The organism is Ancylobacter mangrovi (assembly GCF_024752335.1).
Lineage (GTDB): Bacteria > Pseudomonadota > Alphaproteobacteria > Rhizobiales > Xanthobacteraceae > Ancylobacter > Ancylobacter mangrovi.
The window spans coordinates 253,746-277,029 of the sequence record NZ_JANTHY010000007.1; the positions used below are offsets into that span (position 1 = coordinate 253,746).

Here is a 23,284-nt window from a genome sequence, read left to right on the forward strand (position 1 = left end):
TGCCCGGCACGGGCGGCGCCGCGTCTGTCCCCGGTTTGGCCGGCCGCGTCAAGCGTGCGGGCTGAAAAGGCCCGGTACGCGCTTCCTGCTTTCGCGAAAGCGCTGCCATTCGCCACAGACTATCCCTGTTCCCATCACATGCGTGGCAGTTGACGCAAGCCCGGCGGTGGCGCTATCAGCGCGCCGCTGCTCGCGAACGCCCCGGGTGCGGAAAAAACGTTAAGCCTCGCTTCAAACCTTTTCGCCACATTCACGTTGTCGTCAGCCGCTCCGTAACCCCAACCGACGAAATCCCATGCGTTCTGCCTCGAGCCTGCGCTTCGCCCTGTTCGCCGCTGCCCTCGCCTGCGCGCCGTCGCTGGCGCTCGCCCAGGGGCCGATCACCAAGATGTTCGTCGTCGACAGCTCGGATGGCTACGGCATCGACACCTGTCTCTCCGCCGGCGATGCCTGCGGCCAGGCGGTCGCCGACGCCTGGTGCCGGGTCCACGACTTCCAGCGCGCCGCCAGCTACGGCAAGGCCGCAAGCCTGGTGAAGCTGGTCGCCGGCAAGCCGGCCGCCACCGACGCCGCGGCCGCCCCGGTCCCGGCCTGCCTCGGCGGCACCTGCGCCGAGACGGTGACCATCACCTGCAGCCAATAGGCAGGGAAAGGCGCCGGGCGCCCTTCCCGTCCCGCCCGGCCCTCACTTCACGAAATCCGCGCAGCGCGGCGCCTCGTTGGTCGCGCCCCATGGCATGATCGGCACGGTCGAGGTCGAGTTCTTCGGGCTGCCGTCGATGAGCTTGTCGGAATAGACGAGATAGACCAGCACGTTACGCTTGGTGTCGCAGCCGCGCACGATCTGCATCTTCTTGAAGATCAGCGAGCGGCTCTCGCGGTAGACCACGTCGCCCTGCTCGAACTTGCCCTTGAACGAGATCGGCCCGATCTGCCGGCAGGCGATCGAGATGTCCGACACCTCCTCCGCCACGCCCAGCATGCCCTTCACCCCGCCGCGCTCGGGGATGGTGTAGTGGCAGGCGACGCCCTCCACCACCGGGTCGTCGATGCCATAGGTGGCGAGCTTGTCGTCGGGGGTGAGAAACTTCCACACCGTCGACTTCTTGAAGATCAGGTCCGGCTCCTGCGCCGCCGCCGGCAGCAGGCCGGCGAGGCCGGTCGCGATGACGAGCGCGAGAGCGGCGAGAAGGCGGGCCGGTCCCCGCGAGGCGGTGGGTGGGGTCGTCGGACGTAGGGGTGTCATGAGGTGGGCTCCGTTCGGGTCCGCCCGCATATGGGCATGCCCGCCGCCCGGCGCAAAGCGGGGCCGGCCGCGACCGGCCAGCCTTCAAACTTTCGACACCCTCGGCGTGCTCATTGCCCCCGACGCCCGATTCCGGCACACAGGGCGAACGAGACCGGCCCGCGGCCGGCACGCCCGAATGATGAAGCTCGGTTGATGATGCTCTTGCGCCTTCACGCCTTCCGCCCGCTCGCCCTCCTTGCCTCCCTCGCGATGCTGAGTGTCGCCGCCCGGGCGCAGGACATGCCGTCCAACGCGCAGGCGGGTGGCGACCGGTCGGCCTGCATCCGGCTCGAAGGCCAGCTCGCCGCGCTCGACCGTGGCGGCGGCGGGCAGCGCGACCTTTCCCAGGCCATCGCCCAGCAGCAGCAGCAGGTCGCCAACCTGTCCGCGCAGGTTCGGCAGATGGGCTGCGACAAGCGCGGTTTCCTCATCTTCCAGCCGCAGCTTCCCCCGCAGTGCCAGGGCCTGAACCGTCAGCTCACCGACGCCCGCTCGGCGCTCGACCGCACCATGATGCAGGCGCGCAACCAGCGCTCGGGCAATGACGACCAGCGCCGGCAGCTCATCTACGCCCTCGCCCAGAACAATTGCGGCGCGCAGTACCAGGCGGCGCTCGGCCAGGGCTCGGTAGGCGGCGCGAACGGGGCGCCGCGACGTGCGCCGCGCAACTTCTTCGAGACGCTGTTCGGCGTCCCGCGCGAGGAATCCGAGCCGCTCGACGTCCAGCCGCTCGAAATGCCCAAGGTCTCGACCTACCGCACCGTCTGCGTGCGCACCTGCGACGGCTTCTTCTTCCCGCTCTCCTATGCCGCCACCCCGGCGCGCTTCTATTCGGACGAGCAGGCCTGCCAGCGCCAGTGCCCCGGCACCGAGGCCCGGCTGTTCGCCTATCGCAATCCGGGCGAGGACATCGAGCAGGCGGTCGCCACCAACGGCCAGCCCTACATGTCGCTGCCCAACGCGCTGCTCTACAAGAAGCAGTTCGTGCCCACCTGCTCCTGCCGCCCGGCGGGCGAGAGCTGGGCGCAGGCGCTCGGCGCGCAGCAGGACACGACGGTGCGCAAGGGCGACATCATCGTCACCGAGGACGCCTCGCGCGAGATGGCCCAGCCCCGCCCGGCCGACGGCCCCGTCAGCAAGAAGCCCTGAGCGCCCCGGACCGGGCGGCCCGGCCGCCCGGTCCGGCGGGCGCGATACAACCAAAGGTAGCCATACGCCTTCCTTTCCGTCATATGTCGAAAGCGCGGCCGCATCCGGCCGCGCCAGACATGGATGGGGGGAAACGCCATGCTCTTCCGTACGACCGCCGCGACGCTCGCCGGGCTCGCCATGCTCACTACACTTGCCATGGTCGGCTTCGCGCCGGCGGCCGAGGCGCATGGCGGCGGCTGCCGCAAGAATTCGCCGCCCGGCCAGTGCTGCCACATGGACCGGCAGGCCGGCACCAGCCACTGCCACTGACGTCTTTCGGACGGAGGCGGGACCGAGGCGCAGGCGCTACTCGCGCGCCTCGAAATCGGTGGTGCGGCTGTCCACCGCCACGGTCTTGATCATCGCCCAGACCGCAAGGCCGGGGCGCAGGGCGAGCCGCTCCGCGCTCTCGCGCGTCACCATCGCGGCGAGGTGACCCTCCCCGACCTTCAGCACCACGTCGGCATAGGGCCCGTCGAGCAGCCGGACCTCCTCCACCGTTGCCGGCAGCAGGTTGGAGACCGAGACCTCCTCGGGCCTGGCCAGCGCGATCGCGACGTCGCGCGCGCGCACCCTCGCGCGCACCGGGGCGCCGACCGGCATCTCCACCCGCGGCACACGCAGCGAACCGCCGAAGAAGGCGAGGTCGGACAGGCCGTAGCGCTCGTCGTGCCGACTCACCGTGCAGGCGATCAGCGTGCCGAGATCGAAGCGCCCGACCACCGGCAGGATTTCCGGCGCCGACATTACCTCGCCCACCGGCCCGGCGGCGACCAGCCGCCCCTCGCGCAGCGCTACCACCATGTCGGCGAGGCGTAGCACCTCGTCGATGGCATGGCTGACATAGAGGATCGGCAGCCGCATCTCGTCGCGCAGGCGTTCGAGATAGGGCAGGATCTCCGCCTTGCGCGCCGCGTCGAGCGCGGCCAGCGGCTCGTCCATCAGCAGCAGGCGCGGCTGCGCCAGCAGCGCCCGGCCGATGGCGACGCGCTGGCGCTCCCCGCCCGAGAGCGTGTGCGGCCGGCGCGCCAGCAGGTGGCCGATGCCGAGCAGTTCCACCACCGCCTCGAAGCGGATCGGGCGCTCCTTCGTCCGGCTGCGCCGCTCGCCATAGCGCAGGTTGCGCTCGACGCTCATATGCGGGAACAGCCGCGCATCCTGGAACACGTAACCCGCGCGGCGCGCCTCGATCGGCACGTCGATCCCGCGCGCGCTGTCGAAGAACGGCTCGCCGTCGATAGCGATACGCCCGCTATCGGGCCGCACCACGCCGGCCACCGCCTGGATGATGGTGGTCTTGCCGGCGCCCGAGCGGCCGAACAGCGCCGTCACGCCCGAGGTCGGCGCCGCGAAGCCGGCCTCCAGCGAGAAGCCGCCGGGGCGGTCGATGCGGATATCGATCTCGATCATGCCCGTCCGATCATCACGCGGATCCGCCGGTCGACCAGGCTGGCGAGCAGCAGCGAGCCGAGCGCAAGCACGACCGACACCACGGTGAGGCGGATCGCCATGGAGTCGCCGTCGGGAAGCTGGGTCGCGCTGTAGATGGCGAGCGGGATGGTGCGGGTGCGCCCCTCGATATTCGACACGAAGGTGATGGTGGCGCCGAACTCGCCCAGCGACGCCGCCAGCGACAGCAGCGCGCCGGAGAGGATGCCCGGCAGCATCAGCGGCAGGGTGATGGAGAAGAACACGTCGAGCCGCGAGGCGCCGAGCGTGCGCGCGGCGGTCTCCAGCCCCCGGTCCACCGCCTCCAGCGCCAGCCGGATCGCGTTGACCGAGAGCGGGAAGCTGATCACCGCCGCCGCCACCGTCGCGCCGGCGGTGGTGAAGATGAGCTTGATGCCGAACCAGGCGTCGAGATACTGGCCGATCGAGCCGCGCGCGCCGAGCGTCAGCAGCAGGATGTAGCCGACCACGACCTTGGGCAGCACCAGCGGCAGGTAGACCACGCCGTCGAACAGCCCCTTGCCCGGGAAGGTGCTGCGTGCCAGCAGCCAGGCGGCGAGCACCGCGAAGGGCAGGCTCCAGAAGGTCGCCCAGAAGGCGACCTTCAGGCTGAGATAGACCGCGACCCATTCCTCGGGTGTGAGCATCCGGACCTCAAACGCGTCATGCCGGCCGACAGGCGGCCGGCTCCGGCACGGTGCCGGGAAATGGCCGCGCGATCCCGGCCCGCCGCGCGGGGCGCCGGGATCGCGTCGGCACGACCGGGGCGGATTATTTCACCACGAAGCCGTATTTGGCATAGATCTCCTTCGCTTCCGGCGAAACGAGGAAATCGAAGAACCCCTTGGCCGCCGGCGTGTCCTGCCCCTTCACGATCTCGAACGGATATTCGATCGCCGGGTGCGAATCCGCGGGGAAGGTGCCGACCACCTTCACGTCCTTGGTGATGGCCGCGTCGGTCGAGTAGACCACGCCCGCCGTCGCCTCGCCGCGCTCCACCAGCGCCAGCGCGGCGCGCACATTTTCGGCGCCGACGACGTGCGACTTTACCGTGTCCCACTGGCCGAGGCTGGTCAGCGCGGTCTTGGCGTAGATGCCGACCGGCACGCTGTCGGTGAGGCCAGTGACGAGCTTGCCGTCTGCGCCGAGGAAGGCTTTCCAGTCGAACGACTTGTCGAGCGTCACGGGCTTGGCCGTGCCCGCCGGCATGATCAGCACCAGGCTGTTGCCGATCGGGGTGACGCGGGTGTCCTTCAGCGTCAGGCCCTTCTCCTCGGTGAAGTCCATCCACTTGGTGTCGGCCGAGGCGAAGATCGAGGCCGGCGCGCCGGACTGGAGCTGCTTGGCCAGCGCCGACGAGCCGGCGAAGGAGAAGGTCACCTTCTTGCCGGTCTTCGCCGTATAGGCCTTGCCGATGTCCTGGAACGCGTTGGTCAGGCTCGAGGCGGCGAAGACGATGGGCGTCTCGTCGGCCCGCGCCTCGCGCAGGGCGAGCGGCGCCAGCAGGGCGGAAGCGAGCGCGAGGGTCGCGGCGGCGCGAAGGAAGGAACGGCGGGACGGCATGGCTGGGCTCCCCTGATCATATATCCAGCGGTATATATATATCCGTCCATATACATGATTAAACGCGGAATGCCAGCCGCCGGGCACCCCCGCACCGCCTCGGATTTCATGAAGCAACGATTTTCGCGCGTCTTCGGCGACCGCACAGGCGCGCACCGTTCGCTGCACGCGGGCGACCTGCCCCGAGCGTCCATGGGGCGGCGCGGGCGCGCCCTACCCCGAAAGATGGAATGTCGTCAGAAAGGCATCCGGGTGAGGATCAGCCGATCACACCCGGATAGCTTGCCGCCTCGACGGCGACACGCTCGGCCTCGGGCACGAGCTCCCATGCGGGAAACGCCTCGCCGTCCTTGCCGAACACGATGGAGGGACCATGGCTGACCGTGCGTCCGCCATTGCCGTCATCCACCACGGAGAATTCGTAGATGTGGTGCGCCACTTTGTGCATCACGCGCACGGTGGAAGGCGAAAGCGTGACGATGTCGAATTCGCCATACGGCATGTCGTTCCCCTCCCTCTCCGCTCGACGGCGGCTGGACCGGCCGCTTGGCGCGGCTCGGCGCAACGCGACACTGGTTCGCGATTAGCAGACTTTGGTCGAGCTTGCGCGCCTCGACAACGAAAAAATAACCATGCGCAGTGCGGTAGGAAAAAGCGGTGGATAATCCACGTCTTGCTGCGCCGCGAAGGCAGGGCGAGCGCGGCGCGATCCTGCCGGAGCGCGCCTAGCCCTCGCCCGGGCCGCGCTCATGCGCCATCGCGTCGAGCGTGCCGCGCGCGCGGGCGCCCTCGAAGATCGCCCCCGCGGTCTGCGCCATGCGACGGCGCCAGTTCGGCCGCTCCCGGTCGGTGCCGGGCAGGTTGACCGCGGCCAGTTCGCCGGCGAGATCGTCGAGCTGAGCCAGGGCGAGCATCGAGCCGGTGCGGGCGATGAAAGCGTGCACCGCCGCCACGAAGCCGTCGTCGAGCGCCGCGTCCGGCGCCGGCACCGCCGTGATCAGCCCCTCCTGCAGCAGCGCCGCGCCGAGCCGCGCCTTCTCCGCCGCCCGCTCGGCGAGCGCGGCCACGCGCGTGGCATCGGTCTCCAGCCCCAGCGAATGGCGCTCGTCTATGTCTGCGCCGACCCACCAGCCCGCCAGCGTCGGCAGGTCGTGGGTGGAGACGCAGGCCGCCGCCGCCTGCGGGTAGTCCTCCGGCGGCGCGAAGGTACCGTCGCGCCGCTCGAACCACAGCACCCGGTAGGAAAGCATGCGCTCCCCGCCGAGCTGCTCGCGCATGCCCGCCGGCACGGTGCCGAGGTCCTCGCCGACCACGAGGCACTTCGCCCGCTCGCTCTCCAGCGCCACCTGCCCCGCCATGTCCTCGAACGGCATGGCGACATAGGCCCCCTCCGCCGCCCCCTCGCCGCGCGGCATCAGGAACAGGCGGCGCAGGCCCATCACATGGTCGATACGGAGCGCCCCGGCATGGCGCATGTTCGTCTCCACCAGCCGCGCGAAGCTGCGATAGCCGTCGCGCTGCAGCGCCAGCGGGTCGAAGGGCGGCAGGTTCCAGTTCTGCCCCTCCGGCCCCAGCGGGTCGGGCGGCGCGCCGATGGTCACGCCCTGCATCAGCATGCCGGCCTCCGACCACGCCTCCGCCCCGTCCATCGCCGTGCCGACGGCAAGGTCCCGGTAGAAGCCGAGCTCCAGCCCCGCCTCGCGCGCCTTCGCGGCGGCGGCGGCGAACTGGCGGTCGGCGACCCATTGGAGCCACAGCACGAAGCGTACCTCGCGCTCATTGGCCCAGGCGAAGGCCTCCACCGCCGGATCGGCGGAGGCGGCGAGCCCGTCCGGCCAGTCGCGCCAGTTGGTGCCCGGATGCATCCCCGAGATCACCTCGAAGGTCGCGAAGCGCCTCAGCGTCGTCCCGCCCTCGGCGACGAAGCGGTCGAAATCGGGATCGGGCGCCGCCTCGAAGCCGGCGAAGGCCGCGCGCAGCGCCGCCTCCTTGCCCGCCCAGACGCGCGCATAGTCGACCGAGCCCAGCGCCGCCAGCGGCGCGAACGGCGCCGCATCGCCGCCCAGCGCGGCAACGTCGATATAGATCGGGTCGAGGAAGCGCCGGTCGGACGGCGAATAGGGGCTCGCCCGCTCGCGGTCGGCGAGGAACAGCGCGTGCAGCGGGTTGAGGCCGAGCACCGCCCCGCCCGCCTGCGCCACCCGCGCGCCGAGGTCAGCCAGCGCGGTGAAGTCGCCGATGCCCTGGTCGCCTGTCTCGCGCCGCAGCGTGTAGAGATGCGCGGCGACGCCGAAGCGCCGCCCGCCCTGCTCCAGCGCCGGCGGCAGGTAGCAGGCGCGCGGCGCCACGGTGAGGAGGCAGGTCTCGCCGCCCAGCGTCAGCGTGTGCCGGCCTACCGGCAGCTCGGGCAGCGTCACCGTGTTCACCTGCGCCAGCCGCCCGTCCGGCCGCTCCAGCGTGCGCCGCTCGCCCTCGTCGGGGCGGATGGCGAGCTCCATCTCGCTGCCGTCCTCGAGCTTGAGGCCGAGGTCGAGCCGGCGCGGCGCGCTCGCCGCTACCCCGCCGAGCCGCAGCGTGCGCGGCTCGCCCACCCGCAGCACCCGGGCGAAGGGAACGCCATGGGCGAAATGCTGGTCGGAAAGCTTGGCGAGGCTGTCGCGCACCTCGCCCGCCCCCTGCGCGGGCAGGCGCAGCGCGGCGAGCAGGGAGCGCTTGGTGTCGTCGCTGACGCCGTGGCGCGTGCCGTTCACGTCCCACCATTCCGGGGCGATGCCGGCGGCCGAGGAGAGTTTCTCCAGCAGCGCGGGGTCCGATCCGCGTCCCGGCGTACCGGGCACCGATTGCTCGACCAGCACCTGCACCGAGCGCGGCGCCAGCGGATCGCCCGTCCCCGCGCCCGCCGGACGGGCCGTGTCGGCGGCGATGTGCCAGCCCAGTCCCTCGCGGGGCGCCGGCAGGGTGAGCTCGCGCGCCTCGCCGGATGCGTTGAGCGCCACCGCCACCCGGTCCGCCGGCGCGTCGCCGGAAGCGGGCACGTAGAACACCGCCACAAGCGTCCGGTTGCCGCCATCCTCCCACGGCACCGGCCCGCCCTCGGGCGCTCGCCACTCGACATCGGCGATCCCGCTCGCATCCACCGGCCGCCCGGTGAGCGGCGCCTCGCCGCGCAGCGCGGGGTGCGCCCGCCGCAGCGCGATCAGGCGCGCGGTGAAGGCGGCAAGCTCCTCGTCCACCTTGGACCAGTCGAGCCAGGTCAGCTCGTTGTCCTGCGCATAGGCGTTGTTGTTGCCGGCCTGCGAGCGGGCGCATTCGTCGCCCATGGTCAGCATCGGCGTGCCCCGCGCGGTGATCAGCGTCGCCAGCAGCGCCCGCATGTCGCCATGGCGCGCCGCCGTCACCCCGGCATCGTCTGTCCAGCCCTCGACGCCGTGGTTCCAGCTGTGGTTGTCGTCGGTGCCGTCGCGGTTGCCCTCGCCGTTCGCCTCGTTGTGCTTGTGCTCGAACGAGACCAGATCGGCCAGGGTGAAGCCGTCATGGGCGGTGACGAAGTTGACCGCGCGCGAGAGCGTCCGGTGCCGCGCCGCGAACACGTCGGCCGAGCCGGCGAGCCGGGTGGCGAGCTCGCCCACGGCCCCGCCGTCGCCGCGCCAGAAGCGCCGCGCCGCGTCGCGGAACTTGTCGTTCCATTCCGCCCAGTTGGCGGGGAACTGCCCGACCTGATAGCCCCCCGGCCCGATATCCCAGGGCTCGGCGATCAGCGCCAGCTCGCGCAGTTGCGGGTCCTGCTGGAGGGCGGCGAAGAACGGCGCCTCGGGGTCGAACCCGTCCGCCCGGCGCCCCAGCGTCGCCGCGAGGTCGAAGCGGAAGCCGTCGAGCCCCGCCCCGGCCCAGCGCCGCAGCATGTCCATGCCGAGCCGCAGCACCGGCATGCGCTCCAGCGCCAGCGTGTTGCCCGTGCCGGCGTCGTTGATCAGCCGCCCCGCATCCTCGCGGGCGTGGCGGTAATAGGTCGCGTTGTCGAGCCCGCGCAGGCTGATGGTGGGGCCGAACACGTCGCTCTCGCCGGTGTGGTTCAGCACCACGTCCAGCACCACCCTTATGCCCGCCTCGTGCAGCGCCTCGATGGCGCGGCGCACCTCGGTGAAGCCGCCCGGCGCGAGGCGCGGGTCCGGCGCGCCGAACACCACCGGGTTGTAGCCCCAGTAATTGGTCAGGCCGAGCGGCGGCAGGTGGCGCTCGTCGATCCACGCCATGGAAGGCATCAGCTCGACCGTGGTCACGCCAAGCTTGACCAGATGCTCCAGCGCCGGCGGCTGGGCGAGCGCGGCGAAGGTGCCGCGCATCTCGAGCGGGATCGCCGGGTGCTGCCTGGTGAAGCCGCGCACGTGCAGCTCGTAGAACACCTCGTCGTCCCAGGGGAACGAGCCGGCGCGGGAGGGCGGCTCGGCGGTCGGGTGGGCGACGATCGCCTTCGGCACCAGCCCCGCGCTGTCGACCTCGTCGCGCGGCGCGCCGTGGGCGCGGGTGTCGAACAGTGCTGGCGCCAGCACGAACGGACGGTCGAGCCGGCTCGCATAGGGGTCGACCAGCAGCTTGTAGGGGTTGAAGCGGTGGCCCTCCTGCGGCGCCCATGGGCCTGCGGCGCGCAGGCCGTAGCGCGCGCCGGGCGGCACGCCGCCGATATGGCCGTGGAACACGTCCCCGGTGCGCGCGGACAGCGCGAGGCGAGCGACCTCACGCTCGCCCTTCGCGTCGAACAGGCAGAACTCGATCCGCTCGGCATGGGCCGAGAACACCGCGACATTGACGCCGCGCGCATCGGCCGTGACGCCCAGCGGCTCGGGCGAGCCGGGCTCGAGCCGGTGCTCGCTCAAGCCCCGCGCTCCGCCGCGAGGGTGCGGTAGAGCCGGTCATATTCCACCGCCGCCCGCTCCCACGAGACGTCGGTCGCCATCGCGTTGCGCTGCAGCTTCGCCCACAGCGCCGGGTTGCCCCACAGCGCGTGGGTGCGGCGCAGCGCCTGCCTCAGCGCCGGCCCGGTGACGGGAGAGAACTGAACGCCCGTCCCCACGCCGATCGAGCACGCCATCTCGTTGGCGTCGATCACCGTGTCGGCGAGCCCGCCGACACGCGCCACCACCGGCAGCGCGCCGTAGCGCAGCGCCGCGAGCTGTGTCAGCCCGCAGGGCTCGAAGCGCGAGGGCACGATCAGCGCGTCCGAGCCCGCCTGCACCAGATGCGCCATCCCCTCGTCATAGCCGAACCAGGCGGCGATCCGCCCGGCATGAGCCTCCGAGGCGCCGGAGAAGCGGCCCGACAGCTCGGCATCGCCCGAGCCCAGCAGCGCGAGCTGGGCGCCCATGTCGAGCAGCGTGCCGATATTCTCGGCCAGCAGGTCGAGCCCCTTCTGCCAGGACAGCCGGCTCACCACGCCGAACAGCAGCGCGCCCGGGTCCTCGTCGAGCCCGAGCCGGCGCTGCAGTTCCGCCTTGTTGGCCGCCCGCGCCTTCAGCCGCCGGGCATCGAAGCGCGCCGGCAGGTGCTCGTCGGCGGTCGGGTCCCAGGCCTCGGTGTCGAGCCCGTTGAGGATGCCGGAGAGCACGTCGGCACGGTCGTTCAGCAGCCCTTCCAGCCCCATACCGCCTTCCGGCAGCAGGATCTCGCCGGCATAGCTGGGCGAGACGGTGGTGATGCGGTCGGCGAGCTTCAGCCCCGCCTTCAGATAGCCCACCGTGCCGTAATACTCGATGCCGTGGATCGAGAACGCCTCGGGCGGGAAGCCGAGATGGGCGGCGATCCCGCCGGGGAACTTGCCCTGGAACGCCATGTTGTGGATCGTCATCACCGTCCCGGGCCGCCACCCGCCGGAATAGTGCAGATAGGCCGGCGCGAGCCCCGCCTGCCAGTCATGGGCGTGCACCACCTGCGGCACGAAGCCGGGCACCAGCCCGCGCCCGATGCCCGAGGCGACCGCGCTGAGCGCGGCGAAGCGCTCGGCATTGTCGCCCCAGTCGGCGCCGGTCTGGTCGACATAGGGGCCGCCCGTGCGGTCGAACAGGTGCGGCGCGTCGATGACGAACAGGTCGAGCCCGGCCGCCTTCGCCGCCAGCAGCCGCGCCGGGCCGCCGAACAGATGGTCGAAGTGATAGACTGGCTCCGCCTCGACCATCGCGCCGAGCACGGCGGGATAGCCGGGGATGAGCGTGTGCATCTCCACGCCGTGGCGCGCCAGCGCCGCCGGCAGCGCGCCGGCGACATCGGCCAGCCCGCCCGTCTTCACCAGCGGATAGACCTCGGAGACGACCGAAAGAACCTTGAACTCAGACACGCAGCCGTCCCCGTATCCCCAACCCCGCTACCATAGCACCCGGGCGTCGCCCCGTCCGGCCGGCTAGAGCTCCAGCCGGTCGATCATGGACTGGGTGATCAGGCAGATCCCCTTGTCGGTGCGCCGGAAGCGCTTGGCGTCCAGTTCCGGGTCCTCGCCGACGACGAGGCCCTCGGGAATGCGCACATGGGAATCGATCACCACGTTCTTCAGCCGGGCCGAGCGGCCGACCTCGACATAGGGCAGGATCACCCCGTTCTCGATCGAGCCGTAGGAGTTCACCCGCACGCCGGTGAACAGCAGCGCGCGGCGCAGCGACGAGCCGGAGATGATGCACCCGCCCGACACCAGCGAGGAGATCGCCTGCCCGCGCCGGCCCTCGTCGTCATGCACGAACTTGGCCGGCGGCGTGATCTCGGCATAGGTCCAGATCGGCCAGTCGCGGTCGTAGAGATCCAGCTCCGGCACCACGCCGGTGAGGTCGATATTGGCCTCCCAATAGGCGTCGACCGTGCCGACGTCGCGCCAGTAGGGCGCGGTCTCCATGTCCGAGCGCACGCAGGAGCGCGAGAAGTGGTGCGCGCAGGCTTTGCCGTGCTTGACGATGTAGGGGATGATGTCCTTGCCGAAATCATGGGTCGAGTGCGGGTCGGCCGCGTCGCGGCGCAGCTGCTCGATCAGGAATGCGGTCTCGAACACGTAGATGCCCATCGAGGCCAGTGCCTTGTCCGGCCGGCCCGGCATGGAGGGCGGCTGCTTCGGCTTCTCCAGGAAGGAGAGGATGTTGTCGTTCTCGTCGACATGCATCACGCCGAACGCGGTCGCCTCGTCGAGCGGCACCTCGAGGCAGCCCACCGTCACGTCGGCCCCCTGGTCGACATGCTGCTGCAGCATGAACTCGTAGTCCTGCTTGTAGACGTGGTCGCCGGCCAGGATGATGATGTGCTGGGTGCCGTAGGCCTCGATGATGTCGAGGTTCTGGAACACGGCGTCCGCCGTCCCCAGATACCACATGCTCTCGGAGACGCGCTGGCTCGCCGGCAGCACGTCGAAGCTCTCGTTGCGCTCGTGGCGGAAGAAGTTCCAGCCACGCTGCATGTGCCGGATCAGGCTGTGCGCCTGGTACTGGGTGGCGACGCCGATGCGGCGAATGCCCGAATTGAGCGCATTCGACAGCGTGAAATCGATGATGCGCGACTTGCCGCCAAAATAGACCGCCGGCTTGGCGCGCCGGTCCGTCAGTTCCATCAGGCGGCTGCCTCGTCCTCCGGCGAGCACGTAGGCCATGGCCGTGCGGGCGAGAGGAGCGTTGTGGGACAACCGTGGTGCCATGTAGCGTCTACTCCCCTTTGCTCTTCGGAATGTTGGCCGCCTGGGCGGGGGCCGCAGGCGGCTCCCACCTGAAATAGAGCGTCGCCAGCGGCGGAAGCACGATCTCGGCGCTCGCGGGCATGCCGTGGGCGCCCTGCTCGACGGCGACGACGCCGCCGAGATTGCCGACGCCCGAGCCACCATAGTCGCCCGCGTCGGTGTTCAGGATCTCGCGCCAGAAGCCCGCCCGCGGCAGGCCGATACGGTAGAACGGGCGCGGCACCGGCGTGAAGTTCGCCACCATCACCACCGGCGGGTCGCCCTCGCGCCCGAAGCGCGCCCAGGCGAACACCGATTGCTCCGCGTCGTCCACCACGATCCAGCGGAAGCCCTCGGGCGCACAGTCATGGGCGTGCAGCGCGATCTCGGCGCGGTAGACGAGGTTCAGCTCGCGCACCAGCTTCTGCACGCCCTGATGGTGCGGGCCCATGCCGAGCAGGTGCCAGTCGAGCGAGCGCTCCTCGCTCCATTCGTCGCGCTGGGCGAATTCCTGGCCCATGAACAGCAGCTTCTTGCCCGGATAGGCCCACATCAGCGCGTAATAGGCGCGCACCGTGGCGAAGCGCTGCCAGTCGTCGCCGGGCATGCGGGTCAGCACCGTGCCCTTGCCGTGCACCACCTCGTCATGGGACAGCGGCAGCACGAAGTTCTCCGAGAAGGCGTAGACCAGCCCGAAGGTCAGCTTGTCGTGGTGCCAGGTCCGGTACACCGGGTCGAGCTTCATGTAGTCGAGCGTGTCGTGCATCCAGCCCATGTTCCACTTGAAGCCGAAGCCGAGCCCGCCGGCATAGACCGGCGCCGACACGCCGGCCCATGAGGTGGATTCCTCGGCCACGATCACCGTACCGGGATGCTCGGCATAGATGGTCTCGTTCGCACGCTGGAGAAAGCCGACCGCGTCCTTGTTGTCGTTGGAACCGTCCGGGTTCGGCGACCATTCGCCCTCGCGGCGCGAATAGTTGAGGTAGAGCATCGAGGCCACCGCATCGACGCGCAGCCCGTCGACATGGAACCGGTCGAGCCAGTACAGCGCGTTGGCGATCAGCATGTTGGCGACTTCGCGCCGGCCGAAATCGTAGATCGCCGTGTTCCAGTCCGGGTGGAAGCCGCGCCGCGGGTCGGCATGCTCGTAGAGCGGGGTGCCGTCGAAATGGGCGAGGCCGTGGATGTCGGTCGGGAAATGCGCCGGCACCCAGTCGAGGATCACCGACAGCCCCGCCTGATGCGCCTTGTCGACGAAGCGCGCGAAGCCGGCCGGGTCGCCGAAGCGGCTGGTGGGCGCGAACAGGCCGATCGGCTGGTAGCCCCAGGAGGCGTCGAGCGGGTGCTCGGAGACCGGCAGAAGCTCGATATGGGTGAAGCCCATCCAGGCGGCATAGCCCACGAGGTCGTCGGCGAGCTCGTCATAGGTGAGCCAGCGATTGCCCTCCCCGCGCCGCCACGAGCCGAGATGGACCTCGTAGATCGCCATCGGCTTCTCGCGCGCCGCGCCCTGCGCGCGGGCGGCGATATGGGCCTCGTCGTGCCATTCGAAATTGTCGACCCGCGCCACCACCGAGCCGGTGGCGGGGCGCAGCTCGCCCTTGAAGCCGAACGGGTCCGCCTTCAGCGGCAAGAGCCGACCGTCGCCGGAGATGATCTCGTATTTGTAGATCGTGCCCTCGCCGACGCCCGGGGCGAAGATCTCCCACAGCCCGCTGTCGACGCGCTTGCGCATCTGGTGGGTGCGCCCGTCCCAGCGGTTGAAGTCGCCCACCACCGAGACGCGGGCAGCGTTCGGCGCCCACACCGCGAAGCGCGTGCCCTCGACGTCCTCATGCTTGCAGATATGCGCGCCGAGCCGCTCGTAGAGCTGGCGGTGCGTGCCCTCGACCAGCAGATGGTCGTCGAGCGGGCCGAGCGCCGGGCCGAAGGAATAGGGGTCGTCGAGCTCCCACGTGCCGCCGTCGTTGCGCGCCCGCAGCCGGTAGCGCGCCCAGGCCGGGCGGCCCTTCACCAGCCCCTCGAAGAAGCCGGCGGGATGGCGGCAGGTGAGTTCCGCGACGACCTTGCCGTCCGCCTCGACCGCCTGCAGCGTCGCGGCGTCCGGCACGAAGGCCCGGATCACCAGTCCCGATTTTGTCTCATGAGGTCCGAGAAGGGCGAACGGGTCGGCGTGGCGGCCACCCACGAGTGCCTCGACCTCACGGTCCGGCGCCTGCCACGCCACCATATCCGTCAACCTCTCCCGACTCGGCTTCAGACCATCAAGACCCGATCGAGATGAAGGTTCCTTTACCGTCGAGACAAAGTCCACCAGACGCGATCACTCATCCTTGTCGCAGGGGGCCGGCCCGCTTGTTGCGGGGCGGCGGGCCCGGCCGTGCGCCGAGGGTCCGCCGCATGAGGTCGCGCGCGCCTCAGCGCACCGTGCGCACCGGCACGTGCCAGATGTCGCGCGCATATTCGGAGATGGTCCGGTCCGAGGAGAACCAGCCCATATTCGCGGTGTTGATGGCGCTGGAGGTCCACCAGCGCGCCTTGTCGTGCCAGGCGGCGTCGATGTCGCGCTGGGTGTTCCAGTAGGAGTCGAAGTCCGGCGTCACCAGGAAGTAATCGTGGTGGCGCAGCGCGTCGACCAGCGCCTTGTAGCGGTCCGGCTCGTCCGGCGAGAACACGCCCGAGCCGACCGCGTCCAGCACCTCGCCCAGATGCTCGGAGGCCTGGATCGCGCCGTACTCGTCGATGCCGTTGGCGCGGCGCGCCTCGACCTGCTCGGCGGTCAGGCCGAAGATGAAGATGTTGTCGTCGCCGACATGCTCCTTGATCTCGACATTCGCGCCGTCGAGCGTGCCGACGGTCAGCGCGCCGTTGAGCGCCATCTTCATGTTGCCGGTGCCGGAGGCTTCCATGCCGGCGGTGGAGATCTGCTCGGACAGGTCCGCCGCCGGGATGATCGTCTCGGCGAGCGAGACGTTGTAGTTCGGCAGGAACACCACCTTCAGCAGGTCGCGCACGGTCGGGTCGTCGTTCACCACCCTGGCGACGTCATTGGCCAGCTTGATGATCAGCTTGGCCATGTGATAGCTCGCCGCCGCCTTGCCGGAGAAGATCTTCACCCGCGGCGCCCAGTTCTTGGCCGGGTTGGCGCGCATCGCGTCATAGAGCGCGATGGTCTCCAGCACGTTCAGGAGCTGTCGCTTGTATTCGTGGATGCGCTTGATCTGCACGTCGAACAGCGCGCCCGGATTGACCTTGATGTCCAGCCGGTCGCGGATCAGCCGCGCCAGCGCCACCTTGTTCTGCCGGCGCACCGCCATCAGCCGCTCGTGCAGCGAGCTGTCGGCGGCGAGTGCCTCCAGCTTCTTGAGCTGCGAGGCGTCGTCCAGCACCCCGGGCCCGCACACGTCGACCAGCAGGTTCGTCAGGCCCGGATTGGTCTGGTAGAGCCAGCGGCGGAAGGTGATGCCGTTGGTCTTGTTGTTCATCCGCTCCGGGAACAGGCGGTAGAAGTCCTTGAACACGGTAGTCTTCATAAGCTCGCTGTGCAGCGCCGCGACGCCGTTGATCGAGTGCGAGCCGAGGAAGGCGAGGTTGCCCATGCGCACCCGCCGGCCGTGATCCTCCTGGATCAGCGAGACCGAGGACAGCAGCGCGTCGTCACCGGGGAACTGCGCGCGCACCTTCTCCAGATGCTTGGCGTTGAGCAGGTAGATGATCTGCATGTGGCGCGGCAGCAGCCGCTCCATCAGCGGCACCGGCCAGGTCTCCAGCGCCTCCGGCAGCAGCGTGTGGTTGGTGTAGGAGATGGTCCGCGTGGTGATGTCGAACGCCTCGTCCCAGCCGATGTCGTGCTCGTCGACCAGCACCCGCATCAGCTCGGCGACGGCGATGGCGGGATGGGTGTCGTTGAGCTGGATCGACACCTTGTCGGGCAGCGAGCGCACGTCGCCGAAGCTGTCGACGTGGCGGCGCGTCAGGTCGCGCAGCGAGGCGGCGGTGAAGAAATATTCCTGCCGCAGGCGCAGTTCCTGACCCGCCGGCGTGGCGTCGGAGGGATAGAGCACCTTGGAGATCGACTCCGCCTTCACCTGGTTCACCAGCGCGCCGACATGGTCGCCCTGGTTGAAGGCGTCGAGGCGGATCGGGTCGGCGGCGCGGGCCGACCACAGGCGCAGCGTGTTCACATGGTTGCCGCGCCAGCCGACGATCGGCGTGTCGTAGGCGACCGCCTCGACCGTCTCGCCGGGATGCCAGATCTGCTTCTTGCGGTCGCCGCCGACCGCCACCGTCTCCACCGAGCCGCCGAAGCCGACGTCGTAGAACACCTCGGGGCGCTCGAACTCCCACGGATTGCCGAAGGACAGCCAGTCCTCGGGATATTCCTGCTGCCAGCCATTCTTGATCATCTGCCGGAACAGGCCGTTCTCGTAGCGGATGCCGTAGCCATAGGCGGCAATGGAGAGCGTCGCCATGCTGTCCATGAAGCAGGCGGCGAGGCGCCCGAGGCCGCCATTGCCCAGCGCCGCGTCCGGCTCCACCTGGCGCAGCCGGTCGATGTCGACGCCGAGGTCGCCCAGCGCCGAGCGCGCGGTCTCCAGCATCTCGATATTGGTCAGCGCGTCGAACAGCAGCCGCCCGATCAGGAACTCCAGCGAGAGGTAGTAGACCCGCTTGCGCCCTTCCGAATAGGTCTGGCGGGTGGAGGTGATCCAGCGGTCGACGATGCGGTCGCGGGTGGCGAAGGCGGTGGCGAGGAACCAGTCGCGGTCGCTCGCCGCTGCGGGATTCTTGCCCACCGCGTAGGTCAGCTTGGAAATGACCGCAGCACGGAACTTCGCGACGTCATCGCCCGCGCTCGCCATCGGCGGGGCAGTCTCCGGCTTGTCCAGCATCTTTTCCTCGACCTCGACTGACATGTGCAGCTTGTGCTCCCTTGCGGCTTCCCGCTGCCGGACGGACCGGCGGCAGGAGGCCTCCTCGCATTTCATGCAACCTTTTGGCCAACTAGCCGGCGCGGGTTCCCCGTTCGAACGCCGCCAGTGCCACCACGAGCCATCCCGCGATCAGCATAGTACCCCCGATCGGGGCGGACATAGGAAAAAGAACGATCTCCCAGAGCGCGCGCAGCCCCAGCGTGCTGCCGAACAGGCCGGCCCCGAGCGCGATCACGATGCCGCCGATATCGGCAAACGACCATCCCGGCCCGTGCGTGCCGGCGAACGCCGCCGCACCGAGCGCCCCGGCCGCCCCGAGCATCAGGAAATAGGCGGCGGTGGTCAGGTTGGGATCGGGGTTCATGTGCGCCCCGGCCGCGGCGGCGGCGACCCCGGCGGCTCCCATGAGCCCGGCCAGCAGGACGACGAGGCGGCGCAGCATGTTCATCGCTCACTCCAGTTCGGCACGCGCCCGGCCCGGAGGACCGGATCATTCCCGGGCGATCACGTGGAAGAAGGTCCCTGAAACGGTTCCCCGGCGGCTTCCCGCCGTGCCCATTTCCTTACCCTGTCCGTCCGCCAGCGCGACCAGCGGCGCATCGTCGCCGCTTCGTGTGACGACCGCATAATGGAATTCGTGGCCGCGCAGACGCGCCCCCGCCGGGCCGATCGGCGAGGCCGCCAGCGTCTCCACCCGCCGGTAGCCGAGATTGAGCTTGCGCCGCGCGAAGCTGGTGGCGTGGCCGAGCAGGCCCAGCATCTCGTGCGTCGCGCCGTCCGCGTCCTCGAGCGATTCCCCGAGCACCATGAACCCGCCGCACTCGCCATGAACCGGGCGCGTGCGCGCGAAAAGCCGCACCCCGTCGCGGAACCGCCGCGCCGCGCCGAGCCGGCCGGCATGGAGCTCGGGATAGCCGCCGGGCAGCCACAGCGCGTCGCAGGCCTCGTCCGGCGCCTCGTCGGCAAGCGGCGAGAACGGCACGATTTCCGCCCCCGCCCGCCGCCAGCCGGCGACCAGATGTTCATACGCGAAGGAGAACGCCACGTCCCGCGCCAGCGCGATCCGCTGGCCGGGCGGATCGAGCGGCACCACCGCCGCCGGGGGCAGCGGCACCGGCTGCGCCAGTGCCACCAGCGCGTCGAGGTCGATATGCGCCTCGGCCCGCTCCGCCAGCGCGGCGAAATGCGCATCGAGCGCGGGATGCTCGCCCGCCTGCACGAGGCCGAGATGGCGCTCGGGCAGGCTCAGCGCCCCTTCACGCGGCAAAGCGCCCAGCACCGGGATGCCGAGCGCCGCGATCGCCTCGCTCGCCTGCAGCCGGTGACGCTCGCTCGCCACCTTGTTGAGGATGACCCCGGCGACGCGCACCTGCGGGTCGTAGGTGGCGAAGCCCCGTACCACGGCGGCGGCCGATTGCGACTGGCCGGAGACGTCGACCACCAGCACCACCGGAAGGCCGAGCCGGGCGGCGAGGTCCGCCGCCGCACCGGTGCGCCCGGGCGTACCCATCACGCCGTCGAACAGCCCCATCGAAGCCTCGATCACGACCAGCTCGGCCTCGCGCGCGGCCTCCCCCGCCAGCGCGTCGATCAGCGCCGGCGGCATGGCGAAGCTGTCGAGGTTGAGCCCCGGCGCCCCGGTGGCGGCGGCGTGGAAGGCGGGGTCGATATAGTCGGGGCCGGACTTCACCGCCCGCACCCGCATCCCGCGCCGCACCAGCGCCGACACCGTGCCGAGGGTCACCGTGGTCTTGCCCGAGCCCGAGCGCGGCGCACCGATGATGAACCCGCGCGCACTCATGAAAGGGTACGCCCCGGCGTCGGGCGCCCACTCCTCCCCGGAAGCACCGGGGCGGGAGGAAGAATCGTGCGGCGGGCGTTCATCCCCGCCCCCGGAAGCGGCGCTGATACGCCGCGTCGTAGAGCGCGCTCTCGCGGAATTCCTCCGCCGCCAGCGCCCGCCCGACCATGATCAGCGCCGTGCGCTCCACCGGCTCGGCCGCGACCTTGGCGGCGATGTCGCCGAGCGTGCCACGGATTACCCGCTCGCTCGGGCGCGTCGCCTCCACCACCACCGCCACCGGGCAGTCGGCGCCGTAGTGCGGCGCCAGCTCCCCGACCACCCGGTTGAGCGCGTGGATGGCGAGATGCACGGCGAGGCTCGCCCCGGTCGCCCCGAAGGCGGCCAGCGTCTCGCGCTCCGGCATGGCGGAGGCGCGGCCGGAGACGCGGGTGATGACGAGGCTCTGCGCCAGCCCCGGCACGGTGAGCTCGCGCCCCAGCACCGCGCTCGCCGCCGCGAAGGCGGGCACGCCGGGGGTCAGCGTATAGGCGATGCCGTGCCGCTCCAGCCGCCGGATCTGCTCGGCCACCGCCGAATAGATCGACAGGTCGCCCGAATGCAGCCGCGCCACGTCCTGCCCGGCCGCCTGCGCCGCCACATATTCGGCCTCGATCTCGTCGAGCGACATCGGGGCGGTGTCGACGATCCGCGCCCCCGGCGGGCACCAGCCGAGCACCTCGGGCGGCACGATGGAGCCGGCATAGAGGCACACCGGACAGCGCGCGACGAGGTCGCGCCCGCGCAGCGTCATCAGGTCCGCCGCGCCCGGACCGGCGCCGATGAAATGCACTGTCACGGCGTTCCCGTCCCTTTCTCCGCCTCCCGCGCCAGCGCGCAGGTCACAGGCCCCAGCACGAAGCGCGGACCGACCAGGCTGGAGCGCCGTCCCGCCACCGCCAGCGCCGAGGCCTCCGCCACCGAGGGCACGCCCATCAGCGCCACCACCCGCTCGGAATGGGTCATGACCCGCTTGCCCGCCGCCTCGAGCTGCGCCTGCGGCACCATCACCAGCAGCAGGCCGAGGTCGAGCGCGGCCTTGATGATGCCGGCCTCGCCGCCCTTCACCGCGGGCGTCGCCATCAGCGAGATGTCGCACAGCTTCACCTCGTGGCGCTCCATCGCCCCGCGCACGGCGGCGCAGACCTCCTCCGCGCTCACACCGCGCCGGCTGCCGACCCCGGCGACGATCATCGCGCCTCTCCGCGCGCCGCCTCGCCGGCCGGCCGGGTCCAACTCCACTGCGTCACCGGCATCGCCGGGCGCCACCCGGTCAGCCCGCCCACCGGCGCGGCGCGGGCGATGGAGAGCCGCACCAGCTCCCCGCCCCACACGGCATGCAACGCGATCAGCCGCGCCTCGGTCTCCAGCGTCACCGCATTGACCACCAGCCGCCCGCCGGGCTTCAGCGCCGCCAGAGCGGCCTCGACGACCCCCGCATCGCCCGCACCGCCGCCGATGAAGATCGCGTCCGGCGGGGCGAGTCCGCCAAGCGCCTGCGGCGCCCGGCCCTCGATCACCTTGAGCCCGGGCACGCCCATGGCCGAAGCGTTGCGCCGGGCCCGCACCGCGCGCGCGGGCACTTCCTCGATCGCGATCGCCTTCAGCGACGGATCGGCCAGCATCCATTCGATGCCGATCGAACCCGCCCCCGCGCCGATGTCCCACAGCGTCTCGCCCCGGCGCGGCGCCAGCGCGCCGAGCGTCATCGCGCGGATCTCGCGCTTGGTGAGCTGGCCGTCATGCTCGTAGAACTCGTCCGGCAGGCCGGGCGTCAGGGCGATGATGCGCGCGCCCTCCCCGGCCACCACCTCGATGCCGACGAGGTTGAGCGTGTCAATCCCGTCGAGGTCGAACGTCGCCGCCAGCGCCGTGCGCACCCGCTCGCGCGGGCCACCCAGCGCCTCCAGCACATGGATCCGCGATTGCCCGAAGCCGAGTTTGCTCATGAGCCGCGCGAGGGTCTGAGGTCCCTCGCCGTCCGAGGTCAGTGCCAGCAGCCGACGCCCGGGATGCAGATGCGCGCGAATGAGATCGAGCGCGCGCCCATGCACGGTCAGGCAGGCGGTGTCCGGCAGCGGCCAGCCGAGCCGTGCCGCCGCGAGGCTGAAGGAGGACGGCGCCGGAATGGCCCGCATCTCGTCGGCGGGCACGTGGCGCGCCAGCACCGCGCCGACCCCGTAGAGGAACGGGTCGCCCGAGGCGAGCACGCAGACCCGGCGCCCGCGCGCCGCCAGCACCATCTCGACGCCGTGCTCGAACGGGCTCGGCCAGGCCTGCGCGCGCCCCGTCAGCGCCGCACCCGCAAGCGCGAGGTGGCGCGCGCCGCCGAACACGATCTCGGCCCGCTCGATGGCCGCCCGCGCGGCCGGCGACAGGCCGGCAAGGCCGTCCTCGCCGATGCCGACGATGGACAACCAGCCCCGCTCCTGCGCATCGTCGCCTCGCGCCCCGGGCGCGAAGACTTCTGCGTTGCTACCGGCGTCGGCGTCGGTCAGGAAACTCGTCATGACCTCATCTTCCCACGGACGGGACATGCGCCCGCCGCGCCTTCTGATTCTCGGCGGCACGAGCGAGGCGCGCGAGCTCGCCGCCCGCCTCGCCGCGCTGGAGGCGGCGGGAGCCGGAGGATTCGAGATCAGCGTGTCCCTTGCCGGGCGCACGCGCAACCCGCTCGCCCTCGCCGCGCCGGTCCGCTCCGGCGGCTTCGGCGGGGTGGAAGGGCTCGCCGCCCATCTCGCGGCCGAGCGCATCGACGTCGTGGTCGACGCCACCCATCCCTTCGCCGCCGCCATATCGCGCAACGCGGTCAAGGCCGCGGGGATCGCCGGCGTGCCGATGCTCGCTTTGCTGCGCCCGCCCTGGGAGCGGCAGCCGGGCGACATCTGGACCGACGCCCCCGACATTCCGGGCGCCGTCGCCGCCCTCGGCACGGCACCGCGCAACGTGCTCGTCACGCTCGGCCGCAACGAGGTGCGCGCGCTCGAAGCCGCGCCGCAGCACCATTATCTGGTGCGCAGCATCGACCCCGTCGACCCGCCGCTCGCCCTGCCCCGCGTGGTCTATATCGAGGCGCGCGGCCCGTTCGCGCTGGAGGACGAGCGCGCCCTGTTCGCCGCCCATCACATCGACGCGCTGCTGTCCAAGAACAGCGGCGGCGCGGCCACCTATGGCAAGATCGCCGCCGCCCGCGCGCTCCGCGTCGAGGTGGTGATGGTCGCGCGCCCGTCGCGCCCGCAGGTCGAGACGGTGGCGACCATCGATGCCGTGCTGGACTGGCTGGCGGAGCGATTTCCCCGCTCCGCGCCCGACTGACGCGGCACAAGCCGCGCGCGCCG

Annotated in this window: 19 protein-coding genes; 4 read left to right on the forward strand and 15 right to left on the reverse strand. The window is 70.9% G+C overall.

Translation table 11 applies throughout. The features are described 5' to 3' along the window. Positions 1-295 precede the first annotated feature (295 nt). Positions 296-643, forward strand: a complete 348-nt coding sequence (locus NVS83_RS18345; protein WP_258740598.1) for a hypothetical protein — start codon at positions 296-298, stop codon at positions 641-643. A gap of 42 nt (positions 644-685) precedes the next feature. Here NVS83_RS18345 and NVS83_RS18350 read toward each other — a convergent pair whose 3' ends face one another. After that, positions 686-1,246 (reverse strand): CreA family protein, encoded by a 561-nt coding sequence (locus NVS83_RS18350; protein WP_258740599.1) that lies wholly within the window; start codon positions 1,244-1,246, stop codon positions 686-688. A gap of 195 nt (positions 1,247-1,441) precedes the next feature. Here NVS83_RS18350 and NVS83_RS18355 point away from each other — a divergent pair, with 195 nt between their 5' ends. Together NVS83_RS18355 and NVS83_RS18360 are read left to right on the forward strand one after the other, a co-directional pair. After that, positions 1,442-2,437: a DUF2865 domain-containing protein gene (locus NVS83_RS18355; RefSeq protein WP_258740600.1), complete on the forward strand. Its 996-nt coding sequence runs from the start codon at positions 1,442-1,444 to the stop codon at positions 2,435-2,437. Between the two features lie 138 nt (positions 2,438-2,575). Continuing rightward, complete coding sequence (locus NVS83_RS18360; RefSeq protein ID WP_258740601.1) at positions 2,576-2,749, forward strand: hypothetical protein; 174 nt, start codon at positions 2,576-2,578, stop codon at positions 2,747-2,749. A 36-nt stretch (positions 2,750-2,785) separates the two neighbouring features. On the opposite strand, the gene modC is transcribed toward NVS83_RS18360, so the two are convergent. From modC to cbiE, 14 genes are all read right to left on the reverse strand, one after another. After that, positions 2,786-3,889, reverse strand: a complete 1,104-nt coding sequence (modC, locus tag NVS83_RS18365; protein WP_258740602.1) for a molybdenum ABC transporter ATP-binding protein — start codon at positions 3,887-3,889, stop codon at positions 2,786-2,788. Then, on the reverse strand, positions 3,886-4,575 hold the full coding sequence (gene modB, locus NVS83_RS18370) for a molybdate ABC transporter permease subunit (RefSeq protein WP_258740603.1): 690 nt from the start codon (positions 4,573-4,575) through the stop codon (positions 3,886-3,888). Before modB ends, modC begins: the two co-directional genes overlap by 4 nt. Positions 4,576-4,699: 124 nt before the next feature. Further along, positions 4,700-5,491: a molybdate ABC transporter substrate-binding protein gene (gene modA / locus NVS83_RS18375; RefSeq protein ID WP_258740604.1), complete on the reverse strand. Its 792-nt coding sequence runs from the start codon at positions 5,489-5,491 to the stop codon at positions 4,700-4,702. A 259-nt stretch (positions 5,492-5,750) separates the two neighbouring features. Continuing rightward, positions 5,751-5,993, reverse strand: a complete 243-nt coding sequence (locus tag NVS83_RS18380) for a hypothetical protein (protein ID WP_258733518.1) — start codon at positions 5,991-5,993, stop codon at positions 5,751-5,753. 223 nt (positions 5,994-6,216) lie between these two features. Beyond that, positions 6,217-10,365 carry a glycogen debranching protein GlgX gene (gene glgX, locus NVS83_RS18385; RefSeq protein WP_258740605.1) on the reverse strand — a complete coding sequence of 1,383 codons (4,149 nt, stop codon included), beginning with the start codon at positions 10,363-10,365 and terminating at the stop codon, positions 6,217-6,219. After that, positions 10,362-11,819, reverse strand: coding sequence for a glycogen synthase GlgA (gene glgA, locus NVS83_RS18390; protein ID WP_258740606.1), 1,458 nt, complete (start codon positions 11,817-11,819; stop codon positions 10,362-10,364). The genes glgX and glgA overlap by 4 nt, the downstream gene beginning before the upstream one ends. 63 nt (positions 11,820-11,882) lie before the next feature. Next, entirely contained in the window at positions 11,883-13,151 is a 1,269-nt protein-coding gene (gene glgC / locus NVS83_RS18395) for a glucose-1-phosphate adenylyltransferase (RefSeq protein WP_258733521.1), read from the reverse strand. A 7-nt stretch (positions 13,152-13,158) separates the two neighbouring features. Beyond that, positions 13,159-15,402, reverse strand: a complete 2,244-nt coding sequence (gene glgB, locus NVS83_RS18400; protein ID WP_258740607.1) for a 1,4-alpha-glucan branching protein GlgB — start codon at positions 15,400-15,402, stop codon at positions 13,159-13,161. A gap of 187 nt (positions 15,403-15,589) precedes the next feature. After that, entirely contained in the window at positions 15,590-18,088 is a 2,499-nt protein-coding gene (locus tag NVS83_RS18405; RefSeq protein WP_258733523.1) for a glycogen/starch/alpha-glucan phosphorylase, read from the reverse strand. Between the two features lie 88 nt (positions 18,089-18,176). After that, the gene (locus NVS83_RS18410; protein WP_258733524.1) at positions 18,177-18,554 is read right to left on the reverse strand and encodes a DUF423 domain-containing protein; all 378 of its coding nucleotides are present in this window, start codon (positions 18,552-18,554) and stop codon (positions 18,177-18,179) included. Between the two features lie 42 nt (positions 18,555-18,596). Beyond that, positions 18,597-19,907 carry a cobyrinic acid a,c-diamide synthase CobB gene (locus NVS83_RS18415; RefSeq protein ID WP_258740608.1) on the reverse strand — a complete coding sequence of 437 codons (1,311 nt, stop codon included), beginning with the start codon at positions 19,905-19,907 and terminating at the stop codon, positions 18,597-18,599. Positions 19,908-19,986: 79 nt separating this feature from the next. Further along, positions 19,987-20,745: a precorrin-4 C(11)-methyltransferase gene (gene cobM, locus NVS83_RS18420; protein WP_258740609.1), complete on the reverse strand. Its 759-nt coding sequence runs from the start codon at positions 20,743-20,745 to the stop codon at positions 19,987-19,989. Beyond that, positions 20,742-21,140, reverse strand: coding sequence for a cobalamin biosynthesis protein (locus tag NVS83_RS18425; protein WP_258733527.1), 399 nt, complete (start codon positions 21,138-21,140; stop codon positions 20,742-20,744). The genes cobM and NVS83_RS18425 overlap by 4 nt, the downstream gene beginning before the upstream one ends. Then, positions 21,137-22,456, reverse strand: a complete 1,320-nt coding sequence (gene cbiE / locus NVS83_RS18430) for a precorrin-6y C5,15-methyltransferase (decarboxylating) subunit CbiE (protein ID WP_258740610.1) — start codon at positions 22,454-22,456, stop codon at positions 21,137-21,139. Before cbiE ends, NVS83_RS18425 begins: the two co-directional genes overlap by 4 nt. Here cbiE and NVS83_RS18435 point away from each other — a divergent pair. Next, the gene (locus NVS83_RS18435) at positions 22,455-23,261 is read left to right on the forward strand and encodes a cobalt-precorrin-6A reductase (RefSeq protein ID WP_258740611.1); all 807 of its coding nucleotides are present in this window, start codon (positions 22,455-22,457) and stop codon (positions 23,259-23,261) included. The genes cbiE and NVS83_RS18435 overlap by 2 nt on opposite strands. Positions 23,262-23,284: the final 23 nt, after the last annotated feature.